This is a genomic window from Myceligenerans indicum (assembly GCF_016742955.1).
GTDB lineage: Bacteria > Actinomycetota > Actinomycetes > Actinomycetales > Cellulomonadaceae > Myceligenerans > Myceligenerans indicum.
Map to the genome: position 1 here is coordinate 17,859 of NZ_JABBYC010000040.1, position 26,460 is coordinate 44,318.

The following is a 26,460-nucleotide window of genomic DNA, read 5'->3' on the forward strand; positions in this document are numbered from 1 at the left end:
GAGAGAACCATGCCCTCCAACCCGCGCCGCCGCCACCTGGCCGCCACGTCCCTCCTGGGTATCGCCGCGCTTGCGCTCACCGCGTGCTCCCCCGGCACCGATGACGCGTCCGCTTCGGCCACCGACCTCGAGATCGGCGCCGTCGACCTGTCCGAGGTCTGCCCCGCCACGATCGTCGTCCAGACCGACTGGAACCCCGAGGCCGAGCACGGCCATCTCTACGAGATGCTGGGGGACGAGTACACCGTCGACGCCGACAACAAGTCGGTGTCCGGCCCGCTCATGGCCGGTGACGAGTACACGGGCGTGGACCTCGAGGTGCGTTCCGGCGGTCCGGCCGTCGGCTTCAGCACCGTCCAGTCCCTCATGTACCAGGACGACTCGATCACGCTCGGCTACGTCCACTCGGACGCGGCGATCTCCAGCTCCGCGACGACACCTGTCGTCGGCGTGCTGGCGCAGATGGACGTCAACCCCCAGATGGTGATGTGGGATCCCGAGACCTATCCCGACGTCCATGACATCCCGAGCCTCGTGGACGCACTCCAGGAGTCGGGCGGCGCATGGCGCTACTTCGGGGGCGCGGCCTACATGGAGTACCTCATCGCCTCGGGCACCGTCCCCGAGGAGCTCACCGACGGCAGCTATGACGGCACTCCCGCCGGGTTCGTGACGGACGGCGGCATCTCCGCGCAGCAGGGCTTCGCGTCTGCCGAACCCTACATCTACGCCAACGAGGTCCCCGCATGGGGCAAGCCGATCGACTACGCGCTCATCTCCTCGACCGGCTGGGACATCTACGGCTCCGCCGTGTCGGTGCGCGCCGACCGGCTCGACGAGCTCTCACCGTGCCTCACCGAGCTCGTGCCGGTCATGCAGCAGGCCGTCGTCGACTTCGTCGAGGAACCCTCCGACGCGACCGCCCTCATCCTCCAGCTCGTGGAGGAGTACGACAACGGCTGGACCTACACCGACGCCGGCGCGCGGTACGCCGTCGAGACCCTCGTGGCGGACAGCATCATCTCCAACGGCGACAACGCGTACATCGGGGACTTCGACCCCGAGCGCGTGGAGTCGTTCTTCGGTATCGGGATGGACCTGTTCAGCGGAATCGCCGCCGACGTCGACCCCGACCTCACGCCCGAGGACATCTACACGAACGAGTTCATCGACCAGTCGATCGGGCTCTGATGACCTGCCAGGACACCGACCGCCAGGTCGCGGCCGGACAGGACACGGTCGATGCGGACACCATCGCCGTCCTGCACGAACGCCTCGTGGCGGTGCTCGGTTCCCGCGGCGTCTCCAGGGACACGCGCCTGCTCGAACGCGCGTCCGTCGACGGGGCACGGATGTCGCCGGTCATCAGCGAACTCCTCCCCCTCGGCCTCGCGCAACTCGTCGCCTTCCCGACCACGGCCGCTCAGATCGAGGAGGTGGTCCACGCCGCGGTCACGCTCGGCGTTCCTGTGACACCGCGCGGCAAGGGGACGGGCAACTACGGGCAGGCCATCCCTTCGCGCGGTGGCCTGGTCCTGGACATGTCGCGCGCCCGGGCGGTCGTGGCCGTCGCGGACGGCGTCATCACGGCGGAGGCCGGGGCCACGATGCTCGCCCTGGAACAGGCCGCGCGCGAGACGGGGCAGCAGCTGTGGATGTATCCGTCGACGATCAACTCGTCGGTGGGCGGCTTCCTCGCGGGCGGCTCGGGCGGTACCGGGACCATCGAGCACGGCGCGAACCACATGGGCTTCGTCGTCGCGCTCGACGTCGTGGGCGCCGACGGCTCCGGGATGCGGCACGTGGAAGGGGACGCGGCCCAGCACTACGTGCACAACTACGGCACGGCAGGCATCATCGCCCGCACGTGGGTCCGCCTGGAGCCTCTCGTGGACTGGCAGGCGCTCTACGCCTCGTTCCCCGGGTTCGACGGGGCGCTGAGCGTGATCCGGGAGATCGGGCTGCTCGCACCGCGTCCGCGCCTCGTATCGGCCGACCCGGCCGAGATCTCGCAGGCGCTGCCCCCGGACCCCGCCATCCCCGGGGGACGCTCGAGTCTGCGCGCGATCGTCGCCCCTGACGCGCTCGGCCGGACGAGGGCCCTCGTCGAGACCGCAGGGGGACGGGTCGAGGACGTACGCCCCGGTGCGCAGGCGTCGGCCCGGCTCTCGACGCTGAGCTACAACCACCCCATCGAGTGGCTGCAGAAGACGCGACCCGGGTTCTACTACCACCTGGAGGTGGGCGGCGACATCCTGGCCGACGACGCCCGCCTCGTGCAGCAGACGATCGGCGGCGGCCTGCTGCACGTCGAAGCGGGGCACACCGTCCCGATCGGCATGCTCGCGGCGGAGTACCGCGGGCCCGACGAGGTCGAGGGGGCGATCGAGCGCCTCACGGCCATCGGCGTGAACGTGCACAACCCGCACCAGTGGAACGTCGACTTCGAGCTGCCGCGCACGGTCGCGCTCGCGCGGGAGACCGACCCGCGCGGGCTGCTCAATCCTGGAAAGCTCAACCCCGGGTACGCCGGGCCCACGAAGGGATCCATCCGATGACCGAGCCCGGGAGCGGTGACTCCATGAACCGGCTGCTCACCGATCTGCCCCAGCCCAGGGCGGCCCGCCTGCTGGCCGAGAGCTCCATCGTCGTGCAGCCGATCGGCGCACTGGAGCAGCACGGTGCCCACCTCCCGCTCAGCACGGATCTGGTCATCCCCGACGCCATCGCGACGGCCGCCGTCGCGCGGGCGGCTGCGGACGGGGTGGACGCCTGGCTGCTCCCCCCGCTCGCGGTCAGCAAGAGCGACGAGCACCACTGGGCGCCGGGAACCATCTGGCTCGAGGCGTCGACGCTGTGGCGCACGCTCGTCGACGTCGGCCGGTCCGTGGCTGCCACCGGGGCGGGAACCCTGGTGTTCGTCAACGGCCACGGCGGCAACACCGCGCTGCTGCAGGTCGTCAACCGGGAGATCCGGCGGCGCTCCGGGCTGCGGACGTTCAGCATGGGATCGGGCGTCCAGCGTGCCGGCGACGGCACGCAGGGGCGCGACGAGCTCGGCATGGGCATCCACGCGGGGCACTCGGAGACCAGCGTCATGCTCGCGCTGCGTCCGGAGCTCGTGGACATGCGGGCCGCCGTGCGCAACGTGCCCGAGCATCTCGCCGACTACGAGACCATCGGCTTCAACGGCTACCCCGTCAGCTTCGGGTGGACGTCCGACGACTTCGGCGCGAGCGGCGTGATCGGCGACCCGACGGGCGCCACGGCGGAGTACGGCCGGCAGCTCGTCGAAGAGGGCGTGTCCTTCGTCTCGCGCGCGCTGTCAGAGGTCGCGCGCTTCCGGCACGCCGGATGAGCGACAGGAACGACGTCCCGGCGGCGCGGACGCGACGACCGGTCCTCGACGGGCACGCACCCGCGGACCCCTTCGCGCTGCTGCGCGACTGGGCGCCCGCGAACGACGACCCGGACCGGCCGTGCGCGACGCTGGCGACCGTCGACGAGGCGGGCCTGCCTGACGCACGCACAGTCCTGCTCTCCTCGGTCACCCGCGACACGGTGACGTTCCACTCAGCGACCGACAGCCGCAAGTCGGCGCAGCTGCTCGCACACCCGCGTGCCGCACTCGTCGTGCGCTGGGACGCCGAGGCGAGACAGGTGGTGCTGCGAGGCCCCGTGTCGCAGTCCTCGGCACGGGAGCGGCGGATCGCCTTCGCTCGCCGCTCTCGCTACCTGCAGGTGCTGGCCTGGCTCAACACCCCGGAGCTCGCCGGTCTCGACCGCCCCGAGAGGGAACGACGCTGGGCGGCCTTCGACCAGGGGCATCCGGACCTGGAGCCGCCGCCGAACTGGGTGGGCTATGCCCTGCGACCGGCCGACATCCTGTTCTGGGAGGGATCCGCGGACGGACCCAGCCGCCGCGTGCGCTACCGCCGGCCGGCGGGGGTCTGGGAGATGGAGGCACTTGCCGGGTGAGCATCCGGCGGGGCGGCGCCTGCCGGGACCGTAGGCGCCTGTCACGATCGTGACCTCCCCCGTCAGGCGCGCGCCTTGCCACCTGATCCCCTGACGGACGGAGCCGCCTCGGGCGTGAACCGAGGCTGGACGGGCAGCAGGCGTCATTCCCCTGAGCAGGTCGGCCGAGGCTCCGGGCCATCCCGTCCGCAGGCCGCGCCCTGAGAACTACGACACCGCACTCTCGTCCTGCCTTGAGCTGGCGCAGCAGCCAGTTGACGCGGGTACGCGGACGACCGTCCTTCGGGGCGTCGACATCGATCTGTGCGGTCACCGTGCCCGCACGAAGATCTGCGACGACGCCCAGGTCGCCGACCGTGTCAGGAATCCGGACCATCGCGCACCCGCCGTCTGCGAGACTACAACGATGAAAATCCACACCGCCCGCCCACCGATGGGCTGGAACAGCTGGGACTGCTACGGCACCACGGTCACCGAGGACGAGGTACTGGCCAACGCCCGGTTCATGGCCGAGCACCTGCTGCCGTACGGCTGGGACACCGTGGTGGTGGACATCGACTGGTCCGACCCGACCGCCCGGTCCCACGGCTACAACACGGACGCGCCCCTCCACCTGGACGCCCACGGCCGCCTGGTCCCGGACCCGGGCCGTTTCCCGTCCTCGGCCGGCGGCGCCGGCTTCGGCCCCCTCGCCGACCGGATCCACGCGCTCGGCCTGAAGTTCGGCATCCACACGATGCGCGGCATCCCCCGCCGCGCCGTCGCGCGCCGCACACCGATCCTCGGGACCTCGGTGACGGCCGACGTCGTCGCGGACGACACGAACGTCTGCGAGTGGAACCCGGACATGCTCGGCCTCGACCACACCCACCCCGCGGCGGGGGCCTACTACGACTCCACCCTGGCGCTGTACGCGGACTGGGGCGTGGACTTCATCAAGGCCGACGACATGCTCTGGCCTTACCAGGCCGACGACATCGCCGCCTACGCCCGCGCCATCGAGCGCACCGGCCGTCCCATCGCGCTCTCCCTCTCCCCCGGACGCGACCTCTCCCTCTCCCGCCTCGACCACCTGCGCCGGCACGCCACCATGTTCCGGATCTGCGACGACCTGTGGGACCGCTGGGAGGACGTCGAGGCCAACTTCGCGCGGTTCGCCCGCTGGGCGCCCCACGCGGGACCCGAGAGCTGGCCCGACGGCGACATGCTGCCGCTCGGCCGCATCGGCCTCCGCGCCGAACGGGGCGAGCCCCGCGACGACCGCCTCACCCGGCCGGAGCGCATCTCCCTCCTCACGCTCTGGGTGATGGCCCGCTCGCCGCTCATGGTGGGTGGCGACCTGCCGTCGTCGGACCCGGACACGATCGCGCTGCTGGCCAACACCGACGTGCTCGATGTCCACGCCCGCTCCACCGGCAACCGTGAGCTGTTCCGTGAGGGCCCGCTCGTCCTGTGGGGTGCCGAGGGGGACGACGGCGTGCGCTGGGCGGCGGTGTTCAACCTCGGCGACGAACCGCTCGACGCGGTGCTCGACGCCGGGGACCTGGACTTCCCGCCCGGCGGTACCGTCCGCGAACTGTGGAGCGGCGAGCAGGTCCCGCTGGAACCGGTCACCACGCAGTCCGACGACGCCCGCGGCGTCTCCCCCGGCAGCGCGGCGCTCCGCGTCGACCTGCCGCCACACGGCGCGGCGCTGCTCCGACGGGACGGCTGACGGCGGCGAGCACGCGGAGACCGATGTCGTCCCGGCGCGGGACGGCACCGGCCACCTCCTTGCCGCCCGCAAGGACGGTGCTCATCCGGGCGGCGTCGGTCTGCCGGTCGCGCCCTCGGGCTCCGCCGGGACGGGTGCCGGAGCCCCGGCCTTGCGCCAGGCGATGAGTGCCGCGATGAAGACCAGCAGGGCGTTGAGTCCGTGCAGAGCCCCGAAGACCGGGTACGAATGCCCCAGCGCCGGGAGAACCTGCGACTGGATGACCACCAGGACGAAGGTGATGACCCCCCACAGCAGGAGCGCCCTGCTCCTCATGAAGAACGAGATGATCGCGAGAAGAAGTGCGATCACCGGGATGATCAATGACCCGCTGAGGCCATGGATCATGAAGCCTCTCTCCTCGGTGAAGTTCCACGCACAGTCCTCGCACTCCATCATCTCCTGGGTGAAGGTGTTGCCCTCGTCGATCCACTTGGCGAAGCCGAAGAAGGCCCAGGCGATGACGGCGGCCTGCACGAGCACTCCGAGTGCCACCAGCATCGCGAGAATCCTGTATGTCATGCGCATCTTCCTGTCCCTTCAGTGAAATCCGGTCCAGTTGACGTTCTCGGCACAACAACCTGTCACGCGCCGAAATCCTGGTGAGTTCGGCTGAGCCCGACCTCTTTCGACGACAAGAACCCTCCGTTCGAGACTAGGCCAGCCTCGTGATGACGGCACGCTCGCCGAAATGTCTCCGAGGAATCCCCGGCGGCCCTCGCCTCATTCCGTGAACGCCGGCGTCCCGACGCGTAGCCGGCGGCATCACCGACTGGAGGCATTGGCGGCCCCGCGCGAGACTGCCTCCATGGCGACCACCAGCGCGGCCCTCCTGCTCTACCGGCGGCTGCCCGACGACGGGATCGAGGTCCTGCTCGGCCACATGGGCGGGCCGTTCTGGGCGCGCAAGGACGCGGGCGCGTGGACCGTGCTCAAGGGCGAGATCGGTCCCGGCGAGGATCCCCACGCCGCGGCGCTGCGCGAGGCGCGCGAGGAACTCGGGCGGGAGCTGCCGTCGCCGCCGGTCCCGGACCTCGAGCTGGGCGAGGTCCGGCAGCGCGCCGGCAAGAGGGTCCTGGCCTGGGCCCGCGAATGGCCTCGGCCGGCGCCCGGTCTGGAGCGCATCGAGAGCAACACCGTCGAGATCGAATGGCCGCCGCGATCGGGGAAGCGCATCGAGGTCCCGGAGATCGACCGCGTCGCGTGGCTCACGCCCGACGACGCGCGCCGCCTCGCGGTGAGCGCACAGGCCGCGTTCGTCGACCGCCTGGAAGGCCTGCTCGCGGGCGCTGCTCCCTGAGGGGCAAGCCCGGAGCCCGGGCGCACCCGCCTACCGGCCGGGACGACGGCTCGCGGCCGCTCCGCGGTGACACGCACCCTCCCCGCGCCTCACGGGCCGGCTATCGCCCGGCGAGCTCGGCGACCGCCGCTGCGAGCCGATCGGCGGCAACGGCACCGACGACGAAGTAGGTGTAGCCGATCTCCTCCCGCCGCCGCTGGATCTCCTCGGTGGCCGCCACCGGGTCATCGGGAAGGAAGGCCAGCGAGTCCGCCGCCCGCAGTGCGGCCGGATCGAGGTCGGGTGGTGCCATGAACGGTGCCACCGTGTCTCCCACTGCCGGGACATGGAGCGCGAGCTCGACGTCCCGGCCGGGGCGGAAGGCGCGCACCATACCGGTGACGAACGCGCGGGTGTCGTCCGGCATCGCCGCGATGGTGACCGTGTCGGCGACCTCGGCGGCCAGCGCTTGGGCCTTCGGCCCCCGCACCGCCATGACGACCGGCGTGTGCCGGTCGGGACCGTCCAGTTCCCGTAGCGTCGCCACGGTCTCCCGCACCCGGTCCAGGCGCTCGCGCGGCAGGACGGTGGGCATGCCGAGTTCCCGGAGCTCGTCCTCGATCCCGGGCCGGCCGGTACCGATGCCCATCTCGAACCGGCCCTCGGTCAGGACCGACAGGGAGTGCGCCTCCCAGGCGGTGCTCCAGGCCGGGCGGAGCGGCGAGGCGTACACCCAGGTTCCTACCCGCAGGGGTGTGCGTGCCGCCGCGAAGGCGAGAGCCGGGCCGGGCGCCGGTGCCCAGCGCGGCACGTCGGGCATCAGCAGCGTCGAATAGCCGCTGTCGGCGAACCGCCGCACCCGGTCCCGCCACGCAGACACGTCGGTGGCCGGTGGAGCGACCACCCCGAACCGAAAAGACCTGGTCATGCCTGGACTCCCCACGCCGGTGCAGGTCAGCGGTCACGAGCGCGACGGTCGCTGACGTCCAGGCCGCCGTCGTCCCCGACATCCTATGAGATCAGGCCCCTGTCTCCGCGGCCGGGACACGCGGTCCTCCTGGCCAGGGGTCGAGGCGCACACGGCGAGCGGCGCTCACGGGCCGTCCCACTCCACGACGAGCCGGCGGCCGACGGCGGTCACCTCGGTGCCGAACGCCGTGCAGGCGCGCCGGAACCGTTCGGTGATCCAGTGGGCCTCGTGGGGTGCCGCGAGGCGGGTACGGCAGTAGTCCAGCGCCAGCGGCACGGCCTCGAGCCGGACGGGCCGGCCGCCGTCGTCGAACGTCACGAAGAACAGGAGCCCCAGGTCGTTGCGCAGCTGGGGGTGCGTGGCGTAGTCGTCGATGAAGTCGCCGAGGTCGTACACGACGGAGTCGTCGACGCCGTGGAACACATGCGCCGAGTGACCGGCGACAAGGGTCGCACCGGCTTCACGGAAGGCCTTCGCGGCCGACCGGACGTGCGGGAGGGGGTGGGTGACCATGTTCGGGCCCCAGTGCGGCATCACCAGGACGACGTCGGTGTCCAGCCCGCCGATCGTGGCCGACAGCCACTCCGGAGTTCCGCGGTGGAGCTCTGCGAAGGCGACCCCCGGACGGCCGGGGCCCGCGGCGTAGGCGGCGGGGTGGTCCGTGACGGAGACGACGCCGACCCGAAGCCCCGCGGCCTCGAGAACGGCCGGGGCGCGGGCCGCGGCCTCGTCGACACCCGCCCCCGCCCAGGAGATCCCCGCATCGGCGAGGTGGTCGAACGTGTCGAGGAGCGCCTGCTCGCCGAAGTCCAGGGCGTGGTTGTTGGCGAGGGTCACACAGCTCACCCCGAGGTGCCGGAGCACCCGGGCGGCGAGGGGCGGGGCACGGAAGAAGAACGGCTTGGCGGGATCCGGCCAGGGTGTGCCACGGGCGGAGACGGCGCACTCCAGGTTCAGGACGAACAGGTCCGCCTCGTGCGCGACCTCCACGAGCTCGTCGCTGAACAGCGCGACCGGCGGGACGACGGCGAGGCGTTCGGCGACCTTGCGGCCGAGCATGGTGTCGCCCGCCAGCGCGATCTTCATGACACACCACCTCCTACCCAGCTTGCCTCCGCATGCCGCCCGGGGCCAAGAGCGCGCCCGCGCGAGGCCGGGCCACGTGCCGGCACCTGACGGCCCCGCTTCGCCGCGCCCACCTTCCGGACGCCGTTCGCCGCACGGGCCGCCACGGACCGCGAGACATGCGTCCACGGCTGATGCACGACGCCCCGGGCCCGGGCGACACCTCGCCGCGACCCGCCCCGCGGTATACGGTCGTGGCGGCCCGAGGAGGATTCATGAGCAGTGACGAGAACCCGGTCGACGTCAAACCCCGCTCCCGCCAGGTGACCGATGGCCTGGAGGCCACCGCGTCCCGCGGGATGCTCCGTGCCGTGGGGCTGGGCGACGACGACTTCGCCAAGCCGCAGATCGGCGTCGCCAGCTCGTGGAACGAGATCACCCCCTGCAATCTCTCCCTCGACCGGCTGGGCAAGGCCGCCAAGGAGGGCGTGCACGCCGCGGGCGGGTACCCGCTGGAGTTCGGCACCATCTCCGTCTCGGACGGCATCTCCATGGGGCACGAGGGCATGCACTTCTCGCTCGTGTCCCGCGACGTCATCGCCGACTCGGTGGAGACCGTGATGCAGGCCGAGCGGCTGGACGGGTCGGTGCTGCTGGCCGGGTGCGACAAGTCGCTGCCGGGCATGCTGATGGCCGCCGCCCGGCTGGACCTGTCGAGCGTCTTCCTCTACGCGGGCTCGATCATGCCGGGCTGGGTGAAGCTCACCGACGGCACGGAGAAGCAGGTCACGATCATCGACGCCTTCGAGGCCGTCGGGGCGTGCTCCCGAGGGCTGATGAGCGAGGACGACGTCGGCCGGATCGAGCGCGCCATCTGCCCCGGCGAGGGTGCCTGCGGCGGCATGTACACGGCCAACACGATGGCCTCGGCGGCCGAGGCGCTCGGCATGTCGCTGCCCGGCTCGGCCGCGCCGCCGTCGGCCGACCGCCGCCGCGACACCTGGGCCCACCGCTCGGGCGAGGCCGTGGTGAACCTGCTGCGGCACGGCATCACGGCACGCGACATCCTCACCAAGGAGGCGTTCGAGAACGCGATCGCGGTGGTCATGGCGTTCGGCGGGTCCACGAACGCGGTGCTGCACCTGCTCGCCATCGCCTACGAGGCCGAGGTGGAACTCACTCTGGACGACTTCTCCCGCATCGCCGACCGCGTCCCGCACCTGGGCGACCTCAAGCCGTTCGGGCAGTACGTGATGAACGACGTCGACCGCATCGGCGGCGTGCCCGTGGTGATGAAGGCGCTGCTCGACGCCGGGCTGCTGCACGGGGACGCCCTGACCGTCACGGGCCGCACCATGGCCGAGAACCTCGCCGAGATCGCCCCGCCCGACCCGGACGGCAAGATCCTGCGCGCCATGGAGAACCCGATCCACGCAGAAGGCGGCATCACCATCCTGCACGGGTCACTCGCCCCGGAGGGCGCCGTCGTGAAGTCGGCCGGCTTCGACTCGGACGTGTTCGAGGGCACGGCGCGCGTCTTCGAGCGCGAGCGCGCCGCGCTGGACGCCCTGGAGGACGGCACGATCCAGGCGGGCGACGTCGTCGTCATCCGCTACGAGGGCCCCAAGGGCGGGCCCGGCATGCGCGAGATGCTCGCCATCACCGGCGCGATCAAGGGTGCGGGCCTGGGCAAGGACGTGCTGCTCGTCACCGACGGCCGGTTCTCGGGCGGCACCACCGGCCTGTGCGTGGGACACATCGCGCCGGAGGCCGTGGACGCCGGGCCGGTCGCGTTCGTGCGGGACGGCGACCGCATCCGGCTGGACGTGGCCGCCAAGACCCTCGACCTGCTGGTCGAGCCGGAGGAGCTGGACGCCCGCAGGACGGGCTGGGAGCCGCTCCCCCACGGCTACACGCGCGGAGTGCTCGCCAAGTACACGAAGCTGGTGCAGTCGGCGTCCACGGGAGCCGTGCTGCGCTAGGCCCCGGATCGTGCGGCCGCCGGGCCCGGGTCTGCCCCCGGCCCGCTCGGCGGCCCGGTACGCGTGGCGTTCCGGTACGCGCGGGAGGCAGCGACGACCCGGCCGGCAAGCTCTGTCAGCGCGCGCAGGTCCTCCGCCGTGAACCGTGCACCCACGGCGTCCGCCCACTCCTGCTGCTCGACGACGATCGCGCCGATGGCCTCCCGGCCCCGCTCGGTGGGGACCAGGAGCTTCGCACGACGGTGGCGGGGGTTGTCGCTCCACTCGGCCCAGCCGCGGCCGGCCACGTCGTTCGCCACCCGCTGGACGCTCTGCCGGGTCAGACCGATGCGCCGGGCGATCTCCGAGACCGGCAGCGGCCCGTCCAGCACGGCGCCCAGCACCTGCCACTGGGCGGGCGTGAGCTCGTGCGGGGCGGTGATCATGGCAGCCGCGGCCAGGAACTCGCCGTTCAGTGCGAAGGCCGGCAGCACCAGTGCCGTCAGCGCGTCCCCCTCAGGCGTCCTGCCACTCACGGGTGGCCTCCCTCAAGGCGTAGAAATGCTCGGGCCGGCGGGTGTCGTAGAGCTGTTCCCAGGCGTCGACGACGGGCTCGGGCTGAAGACCCGTGAGACGCGCGACCGCCGCGGTGAAGGGGATCGCCTGCAGGCCGCTCGCCGTGGTGATGCCCTGATCGGTCACCACGGGAGCATCCACGTAGTGGTCCCCGCCCTGGTAGCCGCTCATCCGCAGGAAGGACGCGTCGTTGGACGTGTGCCGGCGGGTGTCGAGCAGGCCACCCCGGGCCAGCAGGTAGGTCGCCCCGCAGATGGCGGCCACGGGAACGTCCCGCGCGAGCAGGACGCCGACCAGGTCCAGGAGCCGCTCGTGGCCCTGGCCGTATCGGTCGCCACCGGGGATGACCAGCGCCGCGAGCGACTCGTCCGAGGCGAGCGCCTCCAGGTCCGTGGTGGGCCGGACCGGGAGACCGCCCAGCGAGCGCACGGTGTCCGTGCCGTCACCGGCGAACTCGAGGGTGAACCGGCCCGGCCAGACCGCCTCGGCGCCGGCGACCTGGGTCGTCAGATAGGCGTACTCCCAGTCGGCCATGGTCTCGGTCGTGTACAGGGCGATCGTCCGTCCGCTCATCGCCGCTCCTTCGTCAGAATGTTGTCAGCAGACTGTCATTTTGACAGCATGCTGACATAATGACAAGGGGTGAGCCGGTACCTCCGGATGGCAGAGCGCTGCCCGCGGCCAGGCACTCCGGGACGGGGCGCCCGGCATCGGTGACGTGGAGCCGGCAGGGCTCACCGCTCGTGCGGATGCCCGGCGGGCGAGTCCACAGGGCACTGGTTCATCCGGTGGACGGGAAGCCGCGCACCGGCCTCCTGCCGTGCCCCTGCCCGCGGGCCGGTTCCCGCCAGGCCGAACCAGGACGCGAGCGCCGCGACGCCGAGGAGCCCGGCCCCGATGAGCATCGCCGTGCGGTATCCCGCGGTGAGGCCTGCGCTGTCACCGGTTGCCGTGGTGGACAGGCCTGCGATCACGGGCACCACCGCGATGGCCAGCAGGCCGGCGCTCCGCGCGATGGCGTTGTTGATCCCTGACGCGATGCCCGCCAGGTTCTCCGGCGCGGCACCGAGCGCCGCCGCGGTCAGGGGCGCGACCGCCACCGAGAGCCCGAGGCCCAGCAGCACCGCGGTGGGCAGCACGTCGGTCAGGTAGGTGGCATCGGCGTCGATCCGCAGGCCGAGAAGGAACCCGCAGCCGGCCAGGACGGTTCCACCGCTCATCAGCGGCCGGGGCCCGATGCGTTCGCTCAGCGCCCCGAACCGTGCGGAGAGCAGCAGCATGAGGATCGTGACGGGGAGCCCGGCGAGGCCGGCGGCGAGCGGTGACCAGCCGGTGACCAGCTGGAGCTGGAGCACGACGAGCAGGAAGTAGAGGGACAGCGCCCCGTACATGAAGAGCGTGACGACGTTGCTCGCGGCGAAGACGCGGTCGGTGAACAGGTCGAGACGAACCAGGGGGTCGCGCGCCCGCCGCTCCACGATCACGAACGCCGCCCCGCAGAGGCACGCCAGGCCGACGGCGCCGGTCACCGCCGGGGTCCACCCGGCGGGACCGGCCTCGGTCAGCCCCCAGGTCAGGAAGGCCAGCGTGAGGACCACCAGGGCCGCACCGGGAAGATCGATGCGGCTCCCGGTAGCGGACTCGTCCCGGCTCTCGGGGACGTGCCGGATGCCGGTCCAGATGATCATCGCGGCCAGCGGCACGTTGATCAGGAACACCAGGCGCCAGCTGTACCCGGCCAGCCAGCCACCGAGGAGCGGGGCGACGGCCGTGGAGACCCCCGCCAGGCCGGACCAGGCCCCGATCGCCTTCGCACGGTCGGCACGATCGAACGAGGCGGAGATGATCGCCAGGCTTCCCGGGGTGACCAGGGCAGCGCCGACCCCCTGGAGCGCGCGGGCGGCGATGAGCATCCCTTCGCCGGCGCTGACCGCGCACAGCACCGAGGCGAGGGTGAACCACACCGTGCCGACCAGGAAGGTCCGCCGGCGCCCCCATCGGTCCCCGAGCACGCCGCCGATCAGGATCAGCGCCGCCAGCGTGAGCGTGTAGGCGTTGGTGATCCACTGCAGCCCGGTGAACCCCACGGTGAGGTCCCGGCTGATCGGAGCCAGGACGACGTTGACGACGCTCCCGTCCAGCATGACCAGGCTGGAGCCCATGACGGTGCCGGTCAGCACCCACCGTCCCTGCGCGCTCCCGATCCGGAGCCGGGCCGTCGCCATCCGGGTCAGGCCTCCATTGCGCCGACCGGGTCGGCGTCGTAGGCGGGGAGGCCGTCGATGCTGGTGAGATTCTTGCGGCGGCGGTAGGCCTGCTGCCCGTCCTCGCCCTTGCGCTCGAAGAACGGTCCGAGCAGGTCGCGCTCGCCCTCGTACGACATGAGCGGCACGCTCCAGCCGCAGCTGTCGGACACCCGTTCCACGTCGACCACGATCACCGCCCGGGCACCGGGGATGTCGGTGAACCGGCTCGCGAGGGCGGGGTACTCCTCGTCGTAGCGGGTCACGACGCGGCCCGTGCCGTGGAGACGGACGATGTTGGGCGCTCCCTCGAACGCGCAGAACATCACGGTGATCCGCCCGTTCTCACGCAGGTGCGCCACCGTCTCGCTGCCGCTGCCCGTGCCGTCGAGCCAGGCGAACGTGTGGTCGTCGAGCACGGCGAACGTGCCGGGCAGTCCGCGCGGTGAGACGTTGACGTGTCCGTCCGCGGCGAGGGGAGCCGTCGCCACGAAGAACAGGTGCTGGCGTTCGACGAACTGGCGCAGCCGGTCGTCGATCCGTTCGTGCAGGTTCATGCTTGCATGCTGCCAGCCCCAGGACCCCACGTCACGACCCGACCAGTTCCTCCCCCCGGGTGGCGACGCCCGGGGTGCTCGCGGTCCGCGAGCCCCCCCGGGCGTGAACTGCCGCCTCCGCCGCAGGCGTGCGGGTCGTCAGTGCGGAAGCGGGATGACCGGGCACTCGAACGACTTGACGACGCCGTTGTCGACGGCGAGGCCCAGACCGATCGCGTCGGCCACCTCCTCGGCGCTGCCGAGCACGTTGTCACCGTCGGAGTCGCTCGCCGCGAGCGCGGCGCCGTAGCCGGACGGGAACGACAGGGCGTGGACCATCCAGCGTCCGCCGTTGTAGTCGGTGTCCCCCGGAGCGGCCTCGGCAACGTTGAGCTGGTTGCCGCCGAGGTCGTAGATGATGTCGAACGAGTGGTCCGGCGCTCCGGTGCCGGACAGGTCGGTGGGCGTCCCGACGGTCCGGTAGGCCGTCCCGTCCACATAGAAGGCCTCCCCGCTCACCCCGGCCTGGGCGACGGCAGCGGGCAGCAGCGCGGCTCCGGCCGCGAGGGCGGCGGTGCCCACGACGGTGAGCATGCGGCGACGGTTCATGATTCTCCCCTCCGGCCGGCCCTTGTGGCCGGCTCGTCTCCACCTCACCGCGTGGCGTCCTCCAGATCCATGACGGGAGGCTTACACCGTGCTTACGAGGTGGTGACGCGCCTGCTCGCGGCGTCGGCGCGCCCCGGCGGGCCTCCCTGCGGCATCATGGCAAGTAGTACTCAGGGGCGGGAGGCCTCATGGACGCGGCACCGACCACGACCCACCGGACCATCGCCGTCGTCGGCGCGTCAGGCGCCGGCAAGACGACGCTCACCGAGGCGCTGCTGCACCGAGCCGGAGCGATCTCGCGTGCGGGCCGCGTGGAGGACGGCACCACGGTGAGCGACCACGAGCCCGAGGAGACCGCCCGGGGGATCTCGCTCGGCCTCGCGCTCGGGACGCTCACGTGGAGATGTCCCGACGGCACCGAGGGCACCCTGACCCTGGCCGACGCTCCCGGCCACCCGGACTTCGCCGGAGCGGTGGACACGGCCCTGGCGATCGCGGACCTCGCGCTCGTCGTGGTCAGTGCGGTGGACGGCGTGCAGCCCGGCACCTGGACCGCCTGGTCGGCCGCCGAGGCCCTCGACGTGCCGCGTCTCGTGGTGGTGACCCAGGAGGACCGGTCCCGCGCCGACTTCCGGCGGGTGCTGGGTGAGCTCCACCAGGCGTTCGGCGAGCACCTGTGGCCGATCGAGCTGCCGCTGGGCGAGGGACAGTCCTTCGGCTCCATCGCCGACCTGCTCGGTGAGTGCGTCCTGGTCTACGACGAGGCGGGCGGGCATCACGAGGAGGACCTGCCGGAGGGCGTCCTGGACGAGGAGCACCGCATGCACGTGGACGTCACCGAGGAACTCGTGTCGCACGACGACGATCAGCTCGACGCCTACCTGTCGGGCCAGGAGCCGTCCGCGGCGGACCTGGAGCGGACGCTCGCGCACGAGGTCTTCGTGAACGACGGGGTGCCCGTCATGGTGGCGTCCGGCGTGACGGCCGCGGGCGTGGACCGCGTCGCGGACCTGCTGTACGAGCTCGCGCCCGCGCCGGGTGAGCGGGACGCCCGCATCGTCGTCGGCGCCGGGAGCGACGGCGCACGGGGTGACGGCCCCGAGCCTGCCGGGTCCGGGGACGACGACGGCCAGTCGCTCGCCGTGGCCACCGACCCGTCGGGCGAGCCCCTGGTGCACGTCTTCCGCACCGTCGCCGACGCCTACGTGGGCCAGGTGTCGATGCTCAAGGTGCTCTCCGGCGTCGTACATGCCTCGGACCGGCTGCGCAACGCGACCACAGGCACGGACGAGCGCGTCCACGGCCTGTTCCGGCTGCAGGGCAAGGAGCATCTTCCGCTCGACCGGCTCGCCGCGGGCGAGGTCGGCGCCGTGGCGAAGCTGAGCGGTTCGCCGTCGGGCACCCTGCTGTGGTCGCGGCCCTCGGGACGGGCGCGTCCGTTCCTGCCGCCGCCGCGCGAGCCCGTCTACGCCGTGCAGGTCGTGCCGGAGTCCCAGTCGGACGACGAGCGGATGCCGGCGGCGCTGGCCCGGCTCGTGGCCGAGGACCGGACGCTCGTCGTCGAACAGGTGGGCGACACGACGGTGCTGCGCGGCCTCGGCGACACGCAGATCGCCGTCGCGGTGGAGCGGCTCGCGCGCGTGTTCGGCGTCCACGTGCGGACGGGCCCGGTGCCGGTCGCCTACCGGGAGACGATCGCCCGTCCCGCGCGGGCCGAGGGCAAGGTCAAGAAGCAGTCCGGCGGGCACGGGCAGTTCGCCGTCGTGCAGTTGCGGGTCGAGCCGCTGCACGACGGCGAGTTCGAGTTCGTCGACTCCGTGGTGGGCGGCGCGGTGCCGCGCCAGTACATCGGCGCGGTCGAGCGGGGCGCGCGTGACGCCATGGCGGCGGGCGGGCCGCAGGGGCATCCCGTCGTGGACCTCCGGGTGGAGGTGTACGACGGCAAGGCGCACTCGGTGGACTCCTCCGACATGGCATTCCGCACGGCGGCGGCCACGGGCGTCCGGGCAGCGCTGGCCGAGGCCGGCACGGTGCTGCTGGAGCCCGTGTCGCTGGTGACCGTGACGGTCCCGCCCGAGCGTCAGGGGGCGGTGCTCACCGACCTGTCGGGACGGCGCGGGATCGTCTCGGCGACCGAGCTGGCCGACGGCGGCCGCGCCCGCGTGGTCGCCACCGTGCCGGAGGCGGAGCTCGGCGGCTACGTCCTCGACCTGCGGTCGCTGACGGGAGGCCGCGCGGAGCTCACGATCCGGCCCGCGGGCTACGAGCGCGTACCGGGCGCCGCGCGGACGTAGCCGTCACGGCAGCCGCCGCTGCCGTCAGTACTGCAGCCCATCGGCGGCCTGCCGGTGCGGCCACAGCGCGACGGCCAGGCCGGCGCCGGCGCTGAGGACGTGCAGGACGTTGTCGGCCGCGTTGATGTTCAGGAAGTTGACGTCCGGGTTGCTCACGGCGACCAGGCCGTACGCGAAGGCCGCGCCGTACCCGGCCACGAGCAGCCAGCCGAAGGTGCGGGCCCGGCCCGGGGTGGACGACAGGGCGATGCCGGCGACGCCGATCAGGAGATGCACGATGTTGTGCAACGGGTTGACGGCGAAACCGAGCAGGGTCTGGTCGTGATCGTGCTCCGCGAAGCCGTCGAACCCGGTGACGAAGAATCCCAGCACGCCGACGAGCAGATAGACCGCGCCGATCGTGAGGGCGAGCCATTGGTGGACCGCGCGGGTGCGCTGCGCGGACATGGACTGAGTCATGGTGGTGCTCCGTTCCGGTCGGGGACCCGTCGCCGGATCCCGAGGTCGACAGTTCGTACCCGCCTGCCGCGCGGCCGTGGGGCGGGTCGCTCCGCCGTGGCCGCGGCCCCGGCGAGCCTCGTACCTGGTGTTCGGAGCCGCGCCCGGATCGGATGGGACTGTTTTCGGGTGACTTGTTCCGGCCCTAGGCTGGACCCATGGCGCTGGCCGTATGTCTGCTGTTCGACAGCCCGACCGAACGGACCCTGCGAAGGCTGTGGCAGCGGCTCGAGGCCGACGGCGTGCCCACGCTGGCCACGCACACCCACGGCCGCCATGTGCCGCACCTGTCGCTGGCGGTCCTGCGTTCCTGGGACCTCGACGCGGTGCGCGCCGCCATGGAGTCGCTGCCCGACGCCGGGCCCACCCCCGTCCGGTTCGACGCCGTCGCCGCGTTCCGCCGGGGCCGGATGCACCTGGTCCCCGCCGTGACCAGCACGCTCGCCACGCGCCAGGAACGGGTCGTCGCGGCGCTCGACGCGACGGACGAGGATCTGCACCGGCACTACGTCCCGGGCGTGTGGAGCCCGCACGTCACCGTGGCGCCCCGCGTGCGGCTGGACCAGACCCCCCTGGTCCTCGAGGCGGCCTACGAGATCCTGCCCCTGACCGGCACGCTCACCCGCGCGGCTCTCGTGGACGCCGGCACGGGTACGGTGCACCCGCTACCGACGGTCCCCTGACCGGGGCGGTCGAGGGGTGGGCCGCCGACGCCCCGCGGCTCAGACGGCGGACCAGCCGCCGTCCGAGGCGATGACCACGCCGTTGAGGTTGACCGAGTCGGCGGACAGCAGGAACGTGATCGACGCCGCGAGCTCGGCCGAGGTGGCCAGCGACGGGATGTTGCCGCGGTAGCGGGCGAGCTTCTCGCCGCCGAACTCCGCGTCCTTCGGGACGGTGATGCCGGTGGCGACGGCTCCCGGGGCGACGGCGTTGACGCGGACGCCCGTTCCCGCGTACATCACGGCGGAGGACTTGGTCAGGCCCACGACGGCGTGCTTGGACGTGGTGTAGGCGACGCCCGCGGCCGAACCGCGCAGGCTCGCCTCGGAGGCGACGTTGACGATGCGCCCCTGCCCCGCCTCCAGCATGCCCGGCACGACGGCGCGGGTCAGCCGCATGGTGCCCTCGACGTTGACCCGCATGACCCGCTCCCACACCGCGTCGGTCACCTCGTGGACCGCGGAGTTGTCGTCCATGATCCCGGCCACGTTCGCCAGGGCGTCGACGCGACCGCCCGCGGCTCGCACGATCTCGGCCACCAGGTCCTCGGAGGTGATGTCCCCCGCGACGGCGAGCACGTCGGCGCCCGGCAGGGAGGCGACGAGCTCGTCCAGCCCCTCCTTGGCCAGGTCCACGGCGACGACGCGGCCGCCCTCGCGCGCGACCCGGCCCGCGACCGCGCGGCCGATGCCCGACGCCGCGCCGGTCACGATCACGGTCTGCCCGGCGAACCGGTCCGGCGTGACCGCCTCGGTCCACGTGGCGGCGGCGCCGGAGCCGTCGTCGGCGTCGGCGGCGTCCGGGGCGGCGTCCCTGTAGGCCGCCACGAGGGCGTCGACCATCTCGGCGGGGAACTTCCCCTGGGAGAGCGTGACGAGCTGGTCGAGGGGGAGGTTGCGCGCCGGGGCGAGCGCCTCGGGCGAGCCACCGCCCTGGGCGAGCATCGCGGTGAGGATCGGACCTCCGACGGGGTGGTCGAGCCACTGGCCGACGGTCGAGGAGGCGGTGAGAGACATGGAGTGCTCCTGTCGATGAAAGAACCGGACAATACTGTCCGGTAGATAGGGTACGTCCATGTCAAGCCCTCGCGCGAACCTCGGCCCGGCCGCTGCGGCCCGCAACCGCGCCGCACTGCTGAACGCGGCCCGCACCGTCTTCTCCGAGCTCGGCCCGCACGCTCCGCTCAACGCCGTGGCGCGGGCGGCCGGCGTCGGGCAGGGCAGCCTGTACCGGCATTTCCCGGACCGGCAAACCCTCGTCCTGGCCGTCCTGGAGGAGCAGGTGGTCACGCTCGAAGAGGCCGCCGGTGACCCGGACACCGACCTCACCGGCCTGCTCGGGCAGGTGACCCGGCACGCGATCGACTCCGTCGTGGTCATCGACATCGTCTCCGCGACGCCGGACACGCCGCCCGACCCCCGCCTGATGGAGCTACGCGGCAGGGTCGCCTCGGCGCTCGGCTCCCGGCTCCCCGACGCCGTCGCGACAGGGAGCGCCCCGGCGGGCACGACGGTCGACGACGTCCTGCTCGCCGTCGAACTCGTCGCCACCGCGCTGACCCGCCGGCCCGCGGCGGAGCGCGCGGACTACGCGGCACGCGCCTGGAAGCTCCTCGGGTTCCGGGTCACCGCCGGGGCGTGACCGGACCCCGGCGGGGTGGCCGGGCGCTCATCCCGTACGCAGCACGTCCAGCGCATAGGTGGTGCCCCCGTTGCGGTCCACGCGCCACCGGGGGCGGGAGTCCGCGGTCAGGAGGAACGTGAATCCGGCCGCGACGAGCGCCCGCTCGAGGTCGACCATCGAGGCGGCGCCCACGTCGATCGCACCGCGCGAGGCCCAGGACGTGGCGGAGGTGGCCACCCAGACCTCGCAGGAGGCCAGGGAGGACCGGGTGTCGGCCAGCGTGACGCGCACGGTGACGACCCCGCCGGGTGGCATCGCCTCACCGACCACGGCCGTGACGTCCTGCACGAGCCGCGTCCATCGGCGGCCGGGGGCGGCGTCGTCGGCCCCGGCGGGGGCGCCGCCGGCGGAATCGCCGTTCCAGGCGCGCATCAGGCGCTCACCCCCTGTCCGTGCGGCGGCTCCCGCCTCAGGAGGGGCGGTGGCGAGTGCCGCCGGAAGACCGGTGCGGGGCTCATCTCAGGAAGGGTCGTCATGTCGCGCTCCAGCCGTCTTCGCGGATGCCGTGACCGATACCGTGACCGGCCCGGCGACTCGTCCGGAATCTCGTGCGGTGACTCATTCGGTGACTCGTCCGGTGACTCATCCGGTGACTCATCCAGTGACTCACGGCGTGACTCACGCCGCGACGTGCCGATGACGCCGGCGCGGCACACCCGCCCGCCGTCACAATCCACTCTGATACCTGTAAACCCTCTCAAGTGCCACAGTCGTGTGGCAGTCAGTTCTAGAGTTGCACTCGGGTGCGTTGCGGGGCGTAAGGTGTGAATCTCCCGTCCCGCCGACGTTGGGATACCGATGGACGACGAGTTGATCGGCAAGCGGATCAAGCAGCTCCGGCATGCCCGGGGCGTGACGCAGGTCTCCCTCGCGCAGGAGGCGAAGATCAGCCTGTCGCTGCTGCGGAAGATCGAGCAGGGGGACCGGGACGTGTCGCAGCCCGTGGCCGCGACCGTGGCGCGAGTGCTACGCGTGGACGCGAGCACACTCACCGGGCAGCCGTACGACCGGGAGGGCAGCTCCCCGGACCGCATCCACAAGCTCATCCCCGACCTGCGGCGCGCCCTGAACCGCTGGGACCTCCCGACGGCGGACCCGGACCTCCCGGCCCGCCCGGCCGGCGAGCTCACCCGTGACGCGAGGAACATCGCCGAGCAGCTGCAACAGGGCCACAACACGCAGCTCGCGGAGATCCTCCCGCCCCTGCTCACCGAGGCGTTCGCCATGGTGCACGCCACGGACGACCAGCGCGACCGCGACATCATCGCCGACGCGCTGCTCACCTACGCCCACGCCGCGCACACCGTCGCCCACCAGACCGGTTACGAGGACCTGGCGGCGAACGTCGAGGACCGCATCCAGTGGATCGCCGGGCTCACGGACAACCCGGCAGCGGACGGTTTCGCCGCGTGGATGCGGACCACCTCACTCATGCGTGACGGGCTGTACGACGGCGCCCTCTGGCTCCTGGACACCGTCCGCGCGGCGGTCGACCCGGGCGGACGGGACGACGACGCCCTCCTGACCGTCGGCTCGCTCCACCTGCGCTCCTCGCTCATCGCCGGACGCGCGGGCGATCTGGACACCGCGATGGACCACGTCGAGGAGGCGCACGGCATCGCGACCCACCTGAACACGGACACGGACAACGACTGGTCGCACCTCGCGTTCGGCCCGTCGAACGTCGCGATCTACCGCGTGGCCTGCGCCGTGGAGTCGGGCGACGGACCACGCGCCCTCGCCGTCGCCGACCGGACCCGCCTGCCGAGCCACATGGTCACGCGGCTGCCCACCCGGGTGGCGCACCACAACCTGGACCTGGCGCGCGCGTACTTCTGGCAGGGGATGCACGACAAGGCGCTGGACAGCCTGCTCACCGCCCGGAGGACCGCGGCGCAGCAGACCCGGCACCATCCCACGACACGCGAGGTGACGAACCTGCTCGTCCGCGCCCACCGGCGGGGCAACGAACCGCTGGCCCGGTTCACCGCGTGGCTCGGACCCGGCGACGACGACTGGTAGGCCGCCCGGCCCGCATGCGGCGAAGGCCTTTCGCCCCTTCCCGGCACCCTCCCGGCCACGCAGAATCGGGGGCATGGCGGCGCACCGGACACGACCGACGCACTCCTCGCCCGCCGCCCGCGCGGCATCCCCCCGCTGGCTCGGCACCTATGTCGTCCTGGCCCTCGCGTTCTCCTGGGCGTGGTGGATCCCGATGGCCGTCACCGGTCAGGTCTCCCGCGCGGGACAGGGCTGGCCCACCCACCTGATCGGCCTCACCGGTCCCGCCCTCGCCGCGATCGTGGTCACGGCACTGGCCGACGGCGGCCCCGGGCTGGCCGGCCTCTGGCGGCGCGCCGTGCGCCTGCGGGTCCAGGCCCGCTGGTGGGTACTGGTCGGCGCCACGCTCGCGCTGAGCGGTCTGGGCTTCGTCGTGGGACGGCTCGACGGCACGCCCGTGCCCCTGGGCGACCTGACGCTCTACTCGGGGGCGCCCGCAGCCCAGGGCCTGACCCTCCTGCTCGTGGCCTGCTACCTGCTGGTCGTCAACGGATACGGCGAGGAGCTCGGCTGGCGGGGGTTCCTGGCTCACCACCTGCTGCCCAGGTTCGGGCGGCTGGGCACGGCCACCCTCGTCTGGGTCGCCTGGGCGCTCTGGCACGCACCGCTGTTCCTGGTGGTGCAGAACTTCCGGGACTTCGGCCCGGCCGGAACGGTCGGATGGCTCGTCGGGCTGTGGTTCGGCTCCTACTTCCTGACCTGGCTCTACGAGTCCGCGGGGTACTCGGTGCTCGTCGTCGCCGCCTGGCACGTCGCCTACAACATCGACACCGCCACCGAGGCGACGGCGGGCCTGACCGCGGCCGTGGTCTCGACGCTCGTCATGGCGGCGGTCGTGCTCCTGCTGGTCCGGGCGGCCGTCGTGCGGCACGCTGGATCGCGCGCCCACGGCGCGCCGGCGTCGTCGAAGGAGGAAACGTGAGGGATCAGGAACATCGGCCGGTCACGCTGGACGGCAGCGCGGAACCGGCCGACGTCGTCGCCGTCGCCGACGGCGCCCCGGTCCACGTCCCGGACGACGCCGTCGCCGCCGTCCACCGGACCCACGTCATGTCGCGGCGGCTCAGCACCCGGGTGCCCACCTACGGACGCACCACGGGGGTCGGGGCCAACAAGTCGGTGGCCGTGGCGGACGACGACCAGGGGCTGCGAATCCTGCGCAGCCACGCGACGGAGGCCGGCCCCCGGCTGCCCGCCCGCGCGGTCCGGGCGATGCTCGCGGTACGGCTCAACCAGCTCTGCGCGGCCGGATCGGGGATCGACCCGGCGGTGCTCCGCCCGCTCGAACGGATGCTGAACGACGACGCGCTGCCGACGGTCCGGACCTACGTGTCCGTCGGCACGGGCGACCTGGGCGCCCTCGCGGGCACCGCCCTGACCCTCATGGGTGAGCGGCCCGCGACACGGCCGTTCGCGCCGATGTCCCCGTGGGGGACCGACAGCGCGCTGCCGTTCATCAGCTCGAGCGCGCTGACCATCGGGCGCACCTGTCTCGCGGCCGAGACGCTCGGGCGCCTCGACCGGGCGGCGGCGGTCGTGTACGCCCTCACCTTCCGCGGTCTTGACGGGAACCCGTCGGTGCTCTCCCCCGCCGCGGTGCGCGCCGCCGCCTCGCCCGGGACGGACGCCGTGGCCGAGCGCGCACGCCTCCTGCTGCAACCGGAGGGCCCCGGCGGGCCGGCGGCGTGGCAGCCTGCCAGGATCCAGGACGCGTTCGGGCTGCGGACCTTCGCCGTGAGCCAGGGAGCGGTCACCCACGCGCTCGACACGCTGACGCGCCAGGCCGCCCGGCTGATGGCCTCCGCGCAGGAGAACCCCCTGTTCGACGTCGCGGGCGAGGCGGTGGTCCATCACGGCGGCTTCCAGCAGGTGGCGCTCGGCCTCGCGCTCGACGCGTGCAACCTGGCCGTCGCGCAGACCGGGCCTCTGGTGATGTCCCGGATCGGGATGCTCGACGAGCCGGGACTCACCGGGATGCGGGCGTTCCTCGCGAGCGGTCCGGAGGGTGCGTCCGGCCTGATGGCGGCCGAGGCCGTCGCCGGTGCCACGCTGGCCGAGCTCCGCGCGGCGGCCCAGCCCGCCTCGCTCGGTTCCGTCACGATCTCCCGGGGCGCGGAGGAGGACGCGAGCTTCGCCTCGCAGGCGATCACCCAGACCGAGCGTGCCGCGGCGGCCTACCGGACACTCCTGGCATGCGAGCTGCTCGGGGCGGTGCGCCTGCTGCGCCGGCGGGACCTCGGGCTCCCCGCCGGGCTCCTGCGCGACGCGTTCGACCTGACCCGGACGCTGCCGCGGGACGACACGGACCGGGACCTGAGTGCCGACATCGACATCGCCGAGGGCCTGCTCGACGACCTGGGGCAGGTCCTCACGTAGTCGTGACCACGTCCGCGGCGCCGGTGGACGGCTGAGACGGCCACCCCCGCCGCCAGTTCACGCGAGGAACGGGTTGGTCTCCAGCTCGCGCGCGACCGTCGTCGTCGGGCCGTGACCGGGGACGACGGCGAGGCCCGGGTCCAGCCGCGCGACGACGTCGCGCAGCGTCGCCCGCATCGTCAGGCCGTCACCACCGGGCAGGTCGGTGCGGCCGATCGAACCCGCGAACAGGACGTCGCCGGTGAGCGCGACGCCGGAGGGGGCGTCGTCCGGCGTCGTACCGCCTCTCGCCCCGGCCGCCGGAGCGTCGCCGTCCGGGACGCCGCCGTCCGGGGCGTCCCGGCCGGGCAGCAGGTAGAGGGTGGAGCCCTGGGTGTGTCCCGGCGCATGCACGGCGCGCAGGGAGACCGTGCCGAACGTGAGGTCCGCCCACCCGTCACGGGTCTCGAAGCCCTCGACCGGGACCGGCGCCCGGTACGCAGCGGGATCGAACCCGAGGGCGGACAGCTCCCGCCCGAGGGCACCGCTCACGACGGCCTCGCCTCCGTCGGCGACGAGCGTGCCGAACGGGTCGCCGATCCGGTAGACGTCGGCGGCGTGCAGCCGCAGCGGCACGTCGTAGCGCGCGCACAGCTCGGCCGCGTCCCACGTGTGGTCCACGTGGCCGTGCGTGGCCAGCACGGCACGCGGACGAAGCCCCTGCTCCCGCACCAGCCGGTCGACGCCGGCCGCCACGCCCGCGCCGGCGTCGACGATCACGCAGTCTCTGGACCCGTCGCGCGAGGAGCGCGACGTGACGACACAGCAGTTCGTCCCGAACACAGGCGCCACCACGACCTGGACCTCGGCTGCGACACTCACCGGGACACCGTACCGGCACACCGGGCGACACCTCCCTCGGCGGCGCCGGGACGGCTCGACCACCCCACCGGAGACGGCCCTCACCCTTGGACCGGCCCTCGACCTGTCGACGGCCGCCGGCCGCGGCGCATCGCCGGTGCGTCCCGATGAGGCCCGTCGGGGACGCGATGACCTCACGACGCGGCACACCGGAGCGGACCGCCGGACCCACGGGGAGGAACAACGTGGGATAATTCGGACGTGCGGATCGGGACGACGGACGAACTCTTCGAGGCCCTTGACCATGCCTTCGCCGAGCACGAGCGGGGGGACCGCACGAGCGCCGACGCCGCGGGGTTCTGGGAGCGGCTGCTGCGCAGCGAAGGACACCCGCTGAACACGGACCTCCCCGACGAGCCGCTCGTCGACTGGTACGAGCGCGACCTGCTCGGGGAGACCGACGGGGCCCGCGTGCTCGACGTCGGCTGCGGCAACGGGCGCAACGGGCGCTGGCTGGCCGAGCGGGGCGCGGAAGTGGTGGGCGTCGACCTCGCCGCGGCCGTGCTCGACGAGATCCGGCCCGGGCTCCCGGGCGGGATGGAGGTCCAGGCGCTCGACATCCTGCGCGACCCGCTCCCGGCCGGGCCGTTCGACCTGATCTACGACTCGGGCTGCTTCCACCACCTCGCGCCGCACCGCCGCATCACCTATCTCCGGCGGCTCCTGCCGCTGCTGAGACTCGGCGGCCAGTACGCCGTCGTCGCCTTCTCCGGGGAGCGTCAGCCCAGCCCGAGCGACCTCGAGGTCCTGGCCACGGGAAACACAGCTGGCGGGACGTCGTTCACCCTGGAGGACCTGGAGCGGATCTTCGCGGCCCTGCGCCCCGTCGAACTGCGGCCGGTGCGGGCTGACGCCGACGGCACCTTCGGCGCCGACTTCCTCAACGCCGCCCTCTTCCACCGCTGACCCCCTCTCCCCTGTCTCTTATACACATCTGACGCTGCCGACGATAAGG

Annotated in this window: 26 protein-coding genes; 14 read left to right on the plus strand and 12 right to left on the minus strand. The window is 72.8% G+C overall.

Annotated features, from left to right (window positions below; genetic code table 11):
- The first annotated feature begins 9 nt into the window (after positions 1-9).
- From HGK34_RS17035 to HGK34_RS17055, 5 genes are all read left to right on the plus strand, one after another.
- Entirely contained in the window at positions 10-1,191 is a 1,182-nt protein-coding gene (locus HGK34_RS17035) for an ABC transporter substrate-binding protein (RefSeq protein WP_201849585.1), read from the plus strand.
- The gene (locus HGK34_RS17040; protein ID WP_201849587.1) at positions 1,191-2,558 is read left to right on the plus strand and encodes an FAD-binding oxidoreductase; all 1,368 of its coding nucleotides are present in this window, start codon (positions 1,191-1,193) and stop codon (positions 2,556-2,558) included. The genes HGK34_RS17035 and HGK34_RS17040 overlap by 1 nt, the downstream gene beginning before the upstream one ends.
- Entirely contained in the window at positions 2,555-3,358 is an 804-nt protein-coding gene (locus HGK34_RS17045) for a creatininase family protein (RefSeq protein WP_201849589.1), read from the plus strand. The genes HGK34_RS17040 and HGK34_RS17045 overlap by 4 nt, the downstream gene beginning before the upstream one ends.
- On the plus strand, positions 3,355-3,978 hold the full coding sequence (locus tag HGK34_RS17050) for a pyridoxine/pyridoxamine 5'-phosphate oxidase (protein WP_201849591.1): 624 nt from the start codon (positions 3,355-3,357) through the stop codon (positions 3,976-3,978). Before HGK34_RS17045 ends, HGK34_RS17050 begins: the two co-directional genes overlap by 4 nt.
- 406 nt (positions 3,979-4,384) lie before the next feature.
- Positions 4,385-5,692, plus strand: a complete 1,308-nt coding sequence (locus HGK34_RS17055; protein ID WP_244666878.1) for an alpha-galactosidase — start codon at positions 4,385-4,387, stop codon at positions 5,690-5,692.
- 81 nt (positions 5,693-5,773) lie between these two features.
- Here HGK34_RS17055 and HGK34_RS17060 read toward each other — a convergent pair whose 3' ends face one another.
- Positions 5,774-6,253, minus strand: a complete 480-nt coding sequence (locus tag HGK34_RS17060) for a hypothetical protein (RefSeq protein ID WP_201849593.1) — start codon at positions 6,251-6,253, stop codon at positions 5,774-5,776.
- A gap of 286 nt (positions 6,254-6,539) precedes the next feature.
- Between HGK34_RS17060 and HGK34_RS17065 the strand changes: the two genes are divergently transcribed.
- Entirely contained in the window at positions 6,540-7,031 is a 492-nt protein-coding gene (locus tag HGK34_RS17065; RefSeq protein ID WP_201849595.1) for an NUDIX hydrolase, read from the plus strand.
- A gap of 100 nt (positions 7,032-7,131) precedes the next feature.
- Here the strand turns inward: HGK34_RS17065 and HGK34_RS17070 are convergent, their stop codons facing one another.
- On the minus strand, positions 7,132-7,938 hold the full coding sequence (locus HGK34_RS17070) for an LLM class flavin-dependent oxidoreductase (protein ID WP_201849597.1): 807 nt from the start codon (positions 7,936-7,938) through the stop codon (positions 7,132-7,134).
- A gap of 165 nt (positions 7,939-8,103) precedes the next feature.
- Positions 8,104-9,066, minus strand: a complete 963-nt coding sequence (locus HGK34_RS17075) for a CapA family protein (protein ID WP_201849599.1) — start codon at positions 9,064-9,066, stop codon at positions 8,104-8,106.
- A gap of 254 nt (positions 9,067-9,320) precedes the next feature.
- Here HGK34_RS17075 and ilvD point away from each other — a divergent pair, with 254 nt between their 5' ends.
- Positions 9,321-11,027, plus strand: a complete 1,707-nt coding sequence (gene ilvD / locus HGK34_RS17080) for a dihydroxy-acid dehydratase (protein ID WP_201849602.1) — start codon at positions 9,321-9,323, stop codon at positions 11,025-11,027.
- Here the strand turns inward: ilvD and HGK34_RS17085 are convergent.
- The 5 genes from HGK34_RS17085 to HGK34_RS17105 all read right to left on the minus strand — a co-directional run bounded on the left by HGK34_RS17085 (position 11,024) and on the right by HGK34_RS17105 (position 14,970).
- Positions 11,024-11,542, minus strand: coding sequence for a MarR family transcriptional regulator (locus tag HGK34_RS17085; RefSeq protein WP_201849604.1), 519 nt, complete (start codon positions 11,540-11,542; stop codon positions 11,024-11,026). The genes ilvD and HGK34_RS17085 overlap by 4 nt on opposite strands.
- Entirely contained in the window at positions 11,523-12,155 is a 633-nt protein-coding gene (locus HGK34_RS17090; RefSeq protein ID WP_201849606.1) for a DJ-1/PfpI family protein, read from the minus strand. The genes HGK34_RS17085 and HGK34_RS17090 overlap by 20 nt, the downstream gene beginning before the upstream one ends.
- A gap of 161 nt (positions 12,156-12,316) precedes the next feature.
- The gene (locus HGK34_RS17095; protein ID WP_201849608.1) at positions 12,317-13,807 is read right to left on the minus strand and encodes an MFS transporter; all 1,491 of its coding nucleotides are present in this window, start codon (positions 13,805-13,807) and stop codon (positions 12,317-12,319) included.
- A 5-nt stretch (positions 13,808-13,812) separates the two neighbouring features.
- The gene (locus HGK34_RS17100) at positions 13,813-14,382 is read right to left on the minus strand and encodes a pyridoxamine 5'-phosphate oxidase family protein (protein ID WP_201849610.1); all 570 of its coding nucleotides are present in this window, start codon (positions 14,380-14,382) and stop codon (positions 13,813-13,815) included.
- Between the two features lie 138 nt (positions 14,383-14,520).
- Entirely contained in the window at positions 14,521-14,970 is a 450-nt protein-coding gene (locus tag HGK34_RS17105) for a hypothetical protein (protein ID WP_201849612.1), read from the minus strand.
- Between the two features lie 188 nt (positions 14,971-15,158).
- On the opposite strand from HGK34_RS17105, the gene HGK34_RS17110 reads away from it, so the two are divergent.
- Positions 15,159-17,264 carry an elongation factor G gene (locus tag HGK34_RS17110; protein WP_201849614.1) on the plus strand — a complete coding sequence of 702 codons (2,106 nt, stop codon included), beginning with the start codon at positions 15,159-15,161 and terminating at the stop codon, positions 17,262-17,264.
- Positions 17,265-17,288: 24 nt separating this feature from the next.
- On the opposite strand, the gene HGK34_RS17115 is transcribed toward HGK34_RS17110, so the two are convergent.
- Positions 17,289-17,723, minus strand: coding sequence for a DUF4383 domain-containing protein (locus HGK34_RS17115; RefSeq protein WP_201849616.1), 435 nt, complete (start codon positions 17,721-17,723; stop codon positions 17,289-17,291).
- Between the two features lie 197 nt (positions 17,724-17,920).
- Between HGK34_RS17115 and HGK34_RS17120 the strand changes: the two genes are divergently transcribed.
- Complete coding sequence (locus tag HGK34_RS17120; RefSeq protein WP_201849618.1) at positions 17,921-18,445, plus strand: 2'-5' RNA ligase family protein; 525 nt, start codon at positions 17,921-17,923, stop codon at positions 18,443-18,445.
- 39 nt (positions 18,446-18,484) lie between these two features.
- On the opposite strand, the gene HGK34_RS17125 is transcribed toward HGK34_RS17120, so the two are convergent.
- On the minus strand, positions 18,485-19,501 hold the full coding sequence (locus HGK34_RS17125) for an SDR family NAD(P)-dependent oxidoreductase (RefSeq protein ID WP_201849620.1): 1,017 nt from the start codon (positions 19,499-19,501) through the stop codon (positions 18,485-18,487).
- Between the two features lie 58 nt (positions 19,502-19,559).
- Between HGK34_RS17125 and HGK34_RS17130 the strand changes: the two genes are divergently transcribed.
- A complete protein-coding gene (locus tag HGK34_RS17130) occupies positions 19,560-20,126 on the plus strand; it encodes a TetR/AcrR family transcriptional regulator (RefSeq protein ID WP_201849622.1) in 567 nt (188 codons plus the stop codon).
- Between the two features lie 27 nt (positions 20,127-20,153).
- Here the strand turns inward: HGK34_RS17130 and HGK34_RS17135 are convergent, their stop codons facing one another.
- On the minus strand, positions 20,154-20,540 hold the full coding sequence (locus tag HGK34_RS17135; protein WP_201849624.1) for a hypothetical protein: 387 nt from the start codon (positions 20,538-20,540) through the stop codon (positions 20,154-20,156).
- A gap of 426 nt (positions 20,541-20,966) precedes the next feature.
- On the opposite strand from HGK34_RS17135, the gene HGK34_RS17140 reads away from it, so the two are divergent.
- The 3 genes from HGK34_RS17140 (at position 20,967) to HGK34_RS17150 (ending at position 24,605) form a co-directional block, all read left to right on the plus strand.
- A complete protein-coding gene (locus HGK34_RS17140) occupies positions 20,967-22,190 on the plus strand; it encodes a helix-turn-helix domain-containing protein (RefSeq protein WP_201849626.1) in 1,224 nt (407 codons plus the stop codon).
- 73 nt (positions 22,191-22,263) lie between these two features.
- Positions 22,264-23,151, plus strand: a complete 888-nt coding sequence (locus HGK34_RS17145) for a CPBP family intramembrane glutamic endopeptidase (RefSeq protein ID WP_201849628.1) — start codon at positions 22,264-22,266, stop codon at positions 23,149-23,151.
- The gene (locus HGK34_RS17150; RefSeq protein WP_201849630.1) at positions 23,148-24,605 is read left to right on the plus strand and encodes an aromatic amino acid lyase; all 1,458 of its coding nucleotides are present in this window, start codon (positions 23,148-23,150) and stop codon (positions 24,603-24,605) included. The genes HGK34_RS17145 and HGK34_RS17150 overlap by 4 nt, the downstream gene beginning before the upstream one ends.
- Before the next feature lie 57 nt (positions 24,606-24,662).
- On the opposite strand, the gene HGK34_RS17155 is transcribed toward HGK34_RS17150, so the two are convergent.
- Positions 24,663-25,466 carry an MBL fold metallo-hydrolase gene (locus HGK34_RS17155; RefSeq protein WP_307816042.1) on the minus strand — a complete coding sequence of 268 codons (804 nt, stop codon included), beginning with the start codon at positions 25,464-25,466 and terminating at the stop codon, positions 24,663-24,665.
- Positions 25,467-25,706: 240 nt separating this feature from the next.
- Here HGK34_RS17155 and HGK34_RS17160 point away from each other — a divergent pair, with 240 nt between their 5' ends.
- A complete protein-coding gene (locus HGK34_RS17160) occupies positions 25,707-26,411 on the plus strand; it encodes a class I SAM-dependent methyltransferase (RefSeq protein WP_201849634.1) in 705 nt (234 codons plus the stop codon).
- Positions 26,412-26,460: the final 49 nt, after the last annotated feature.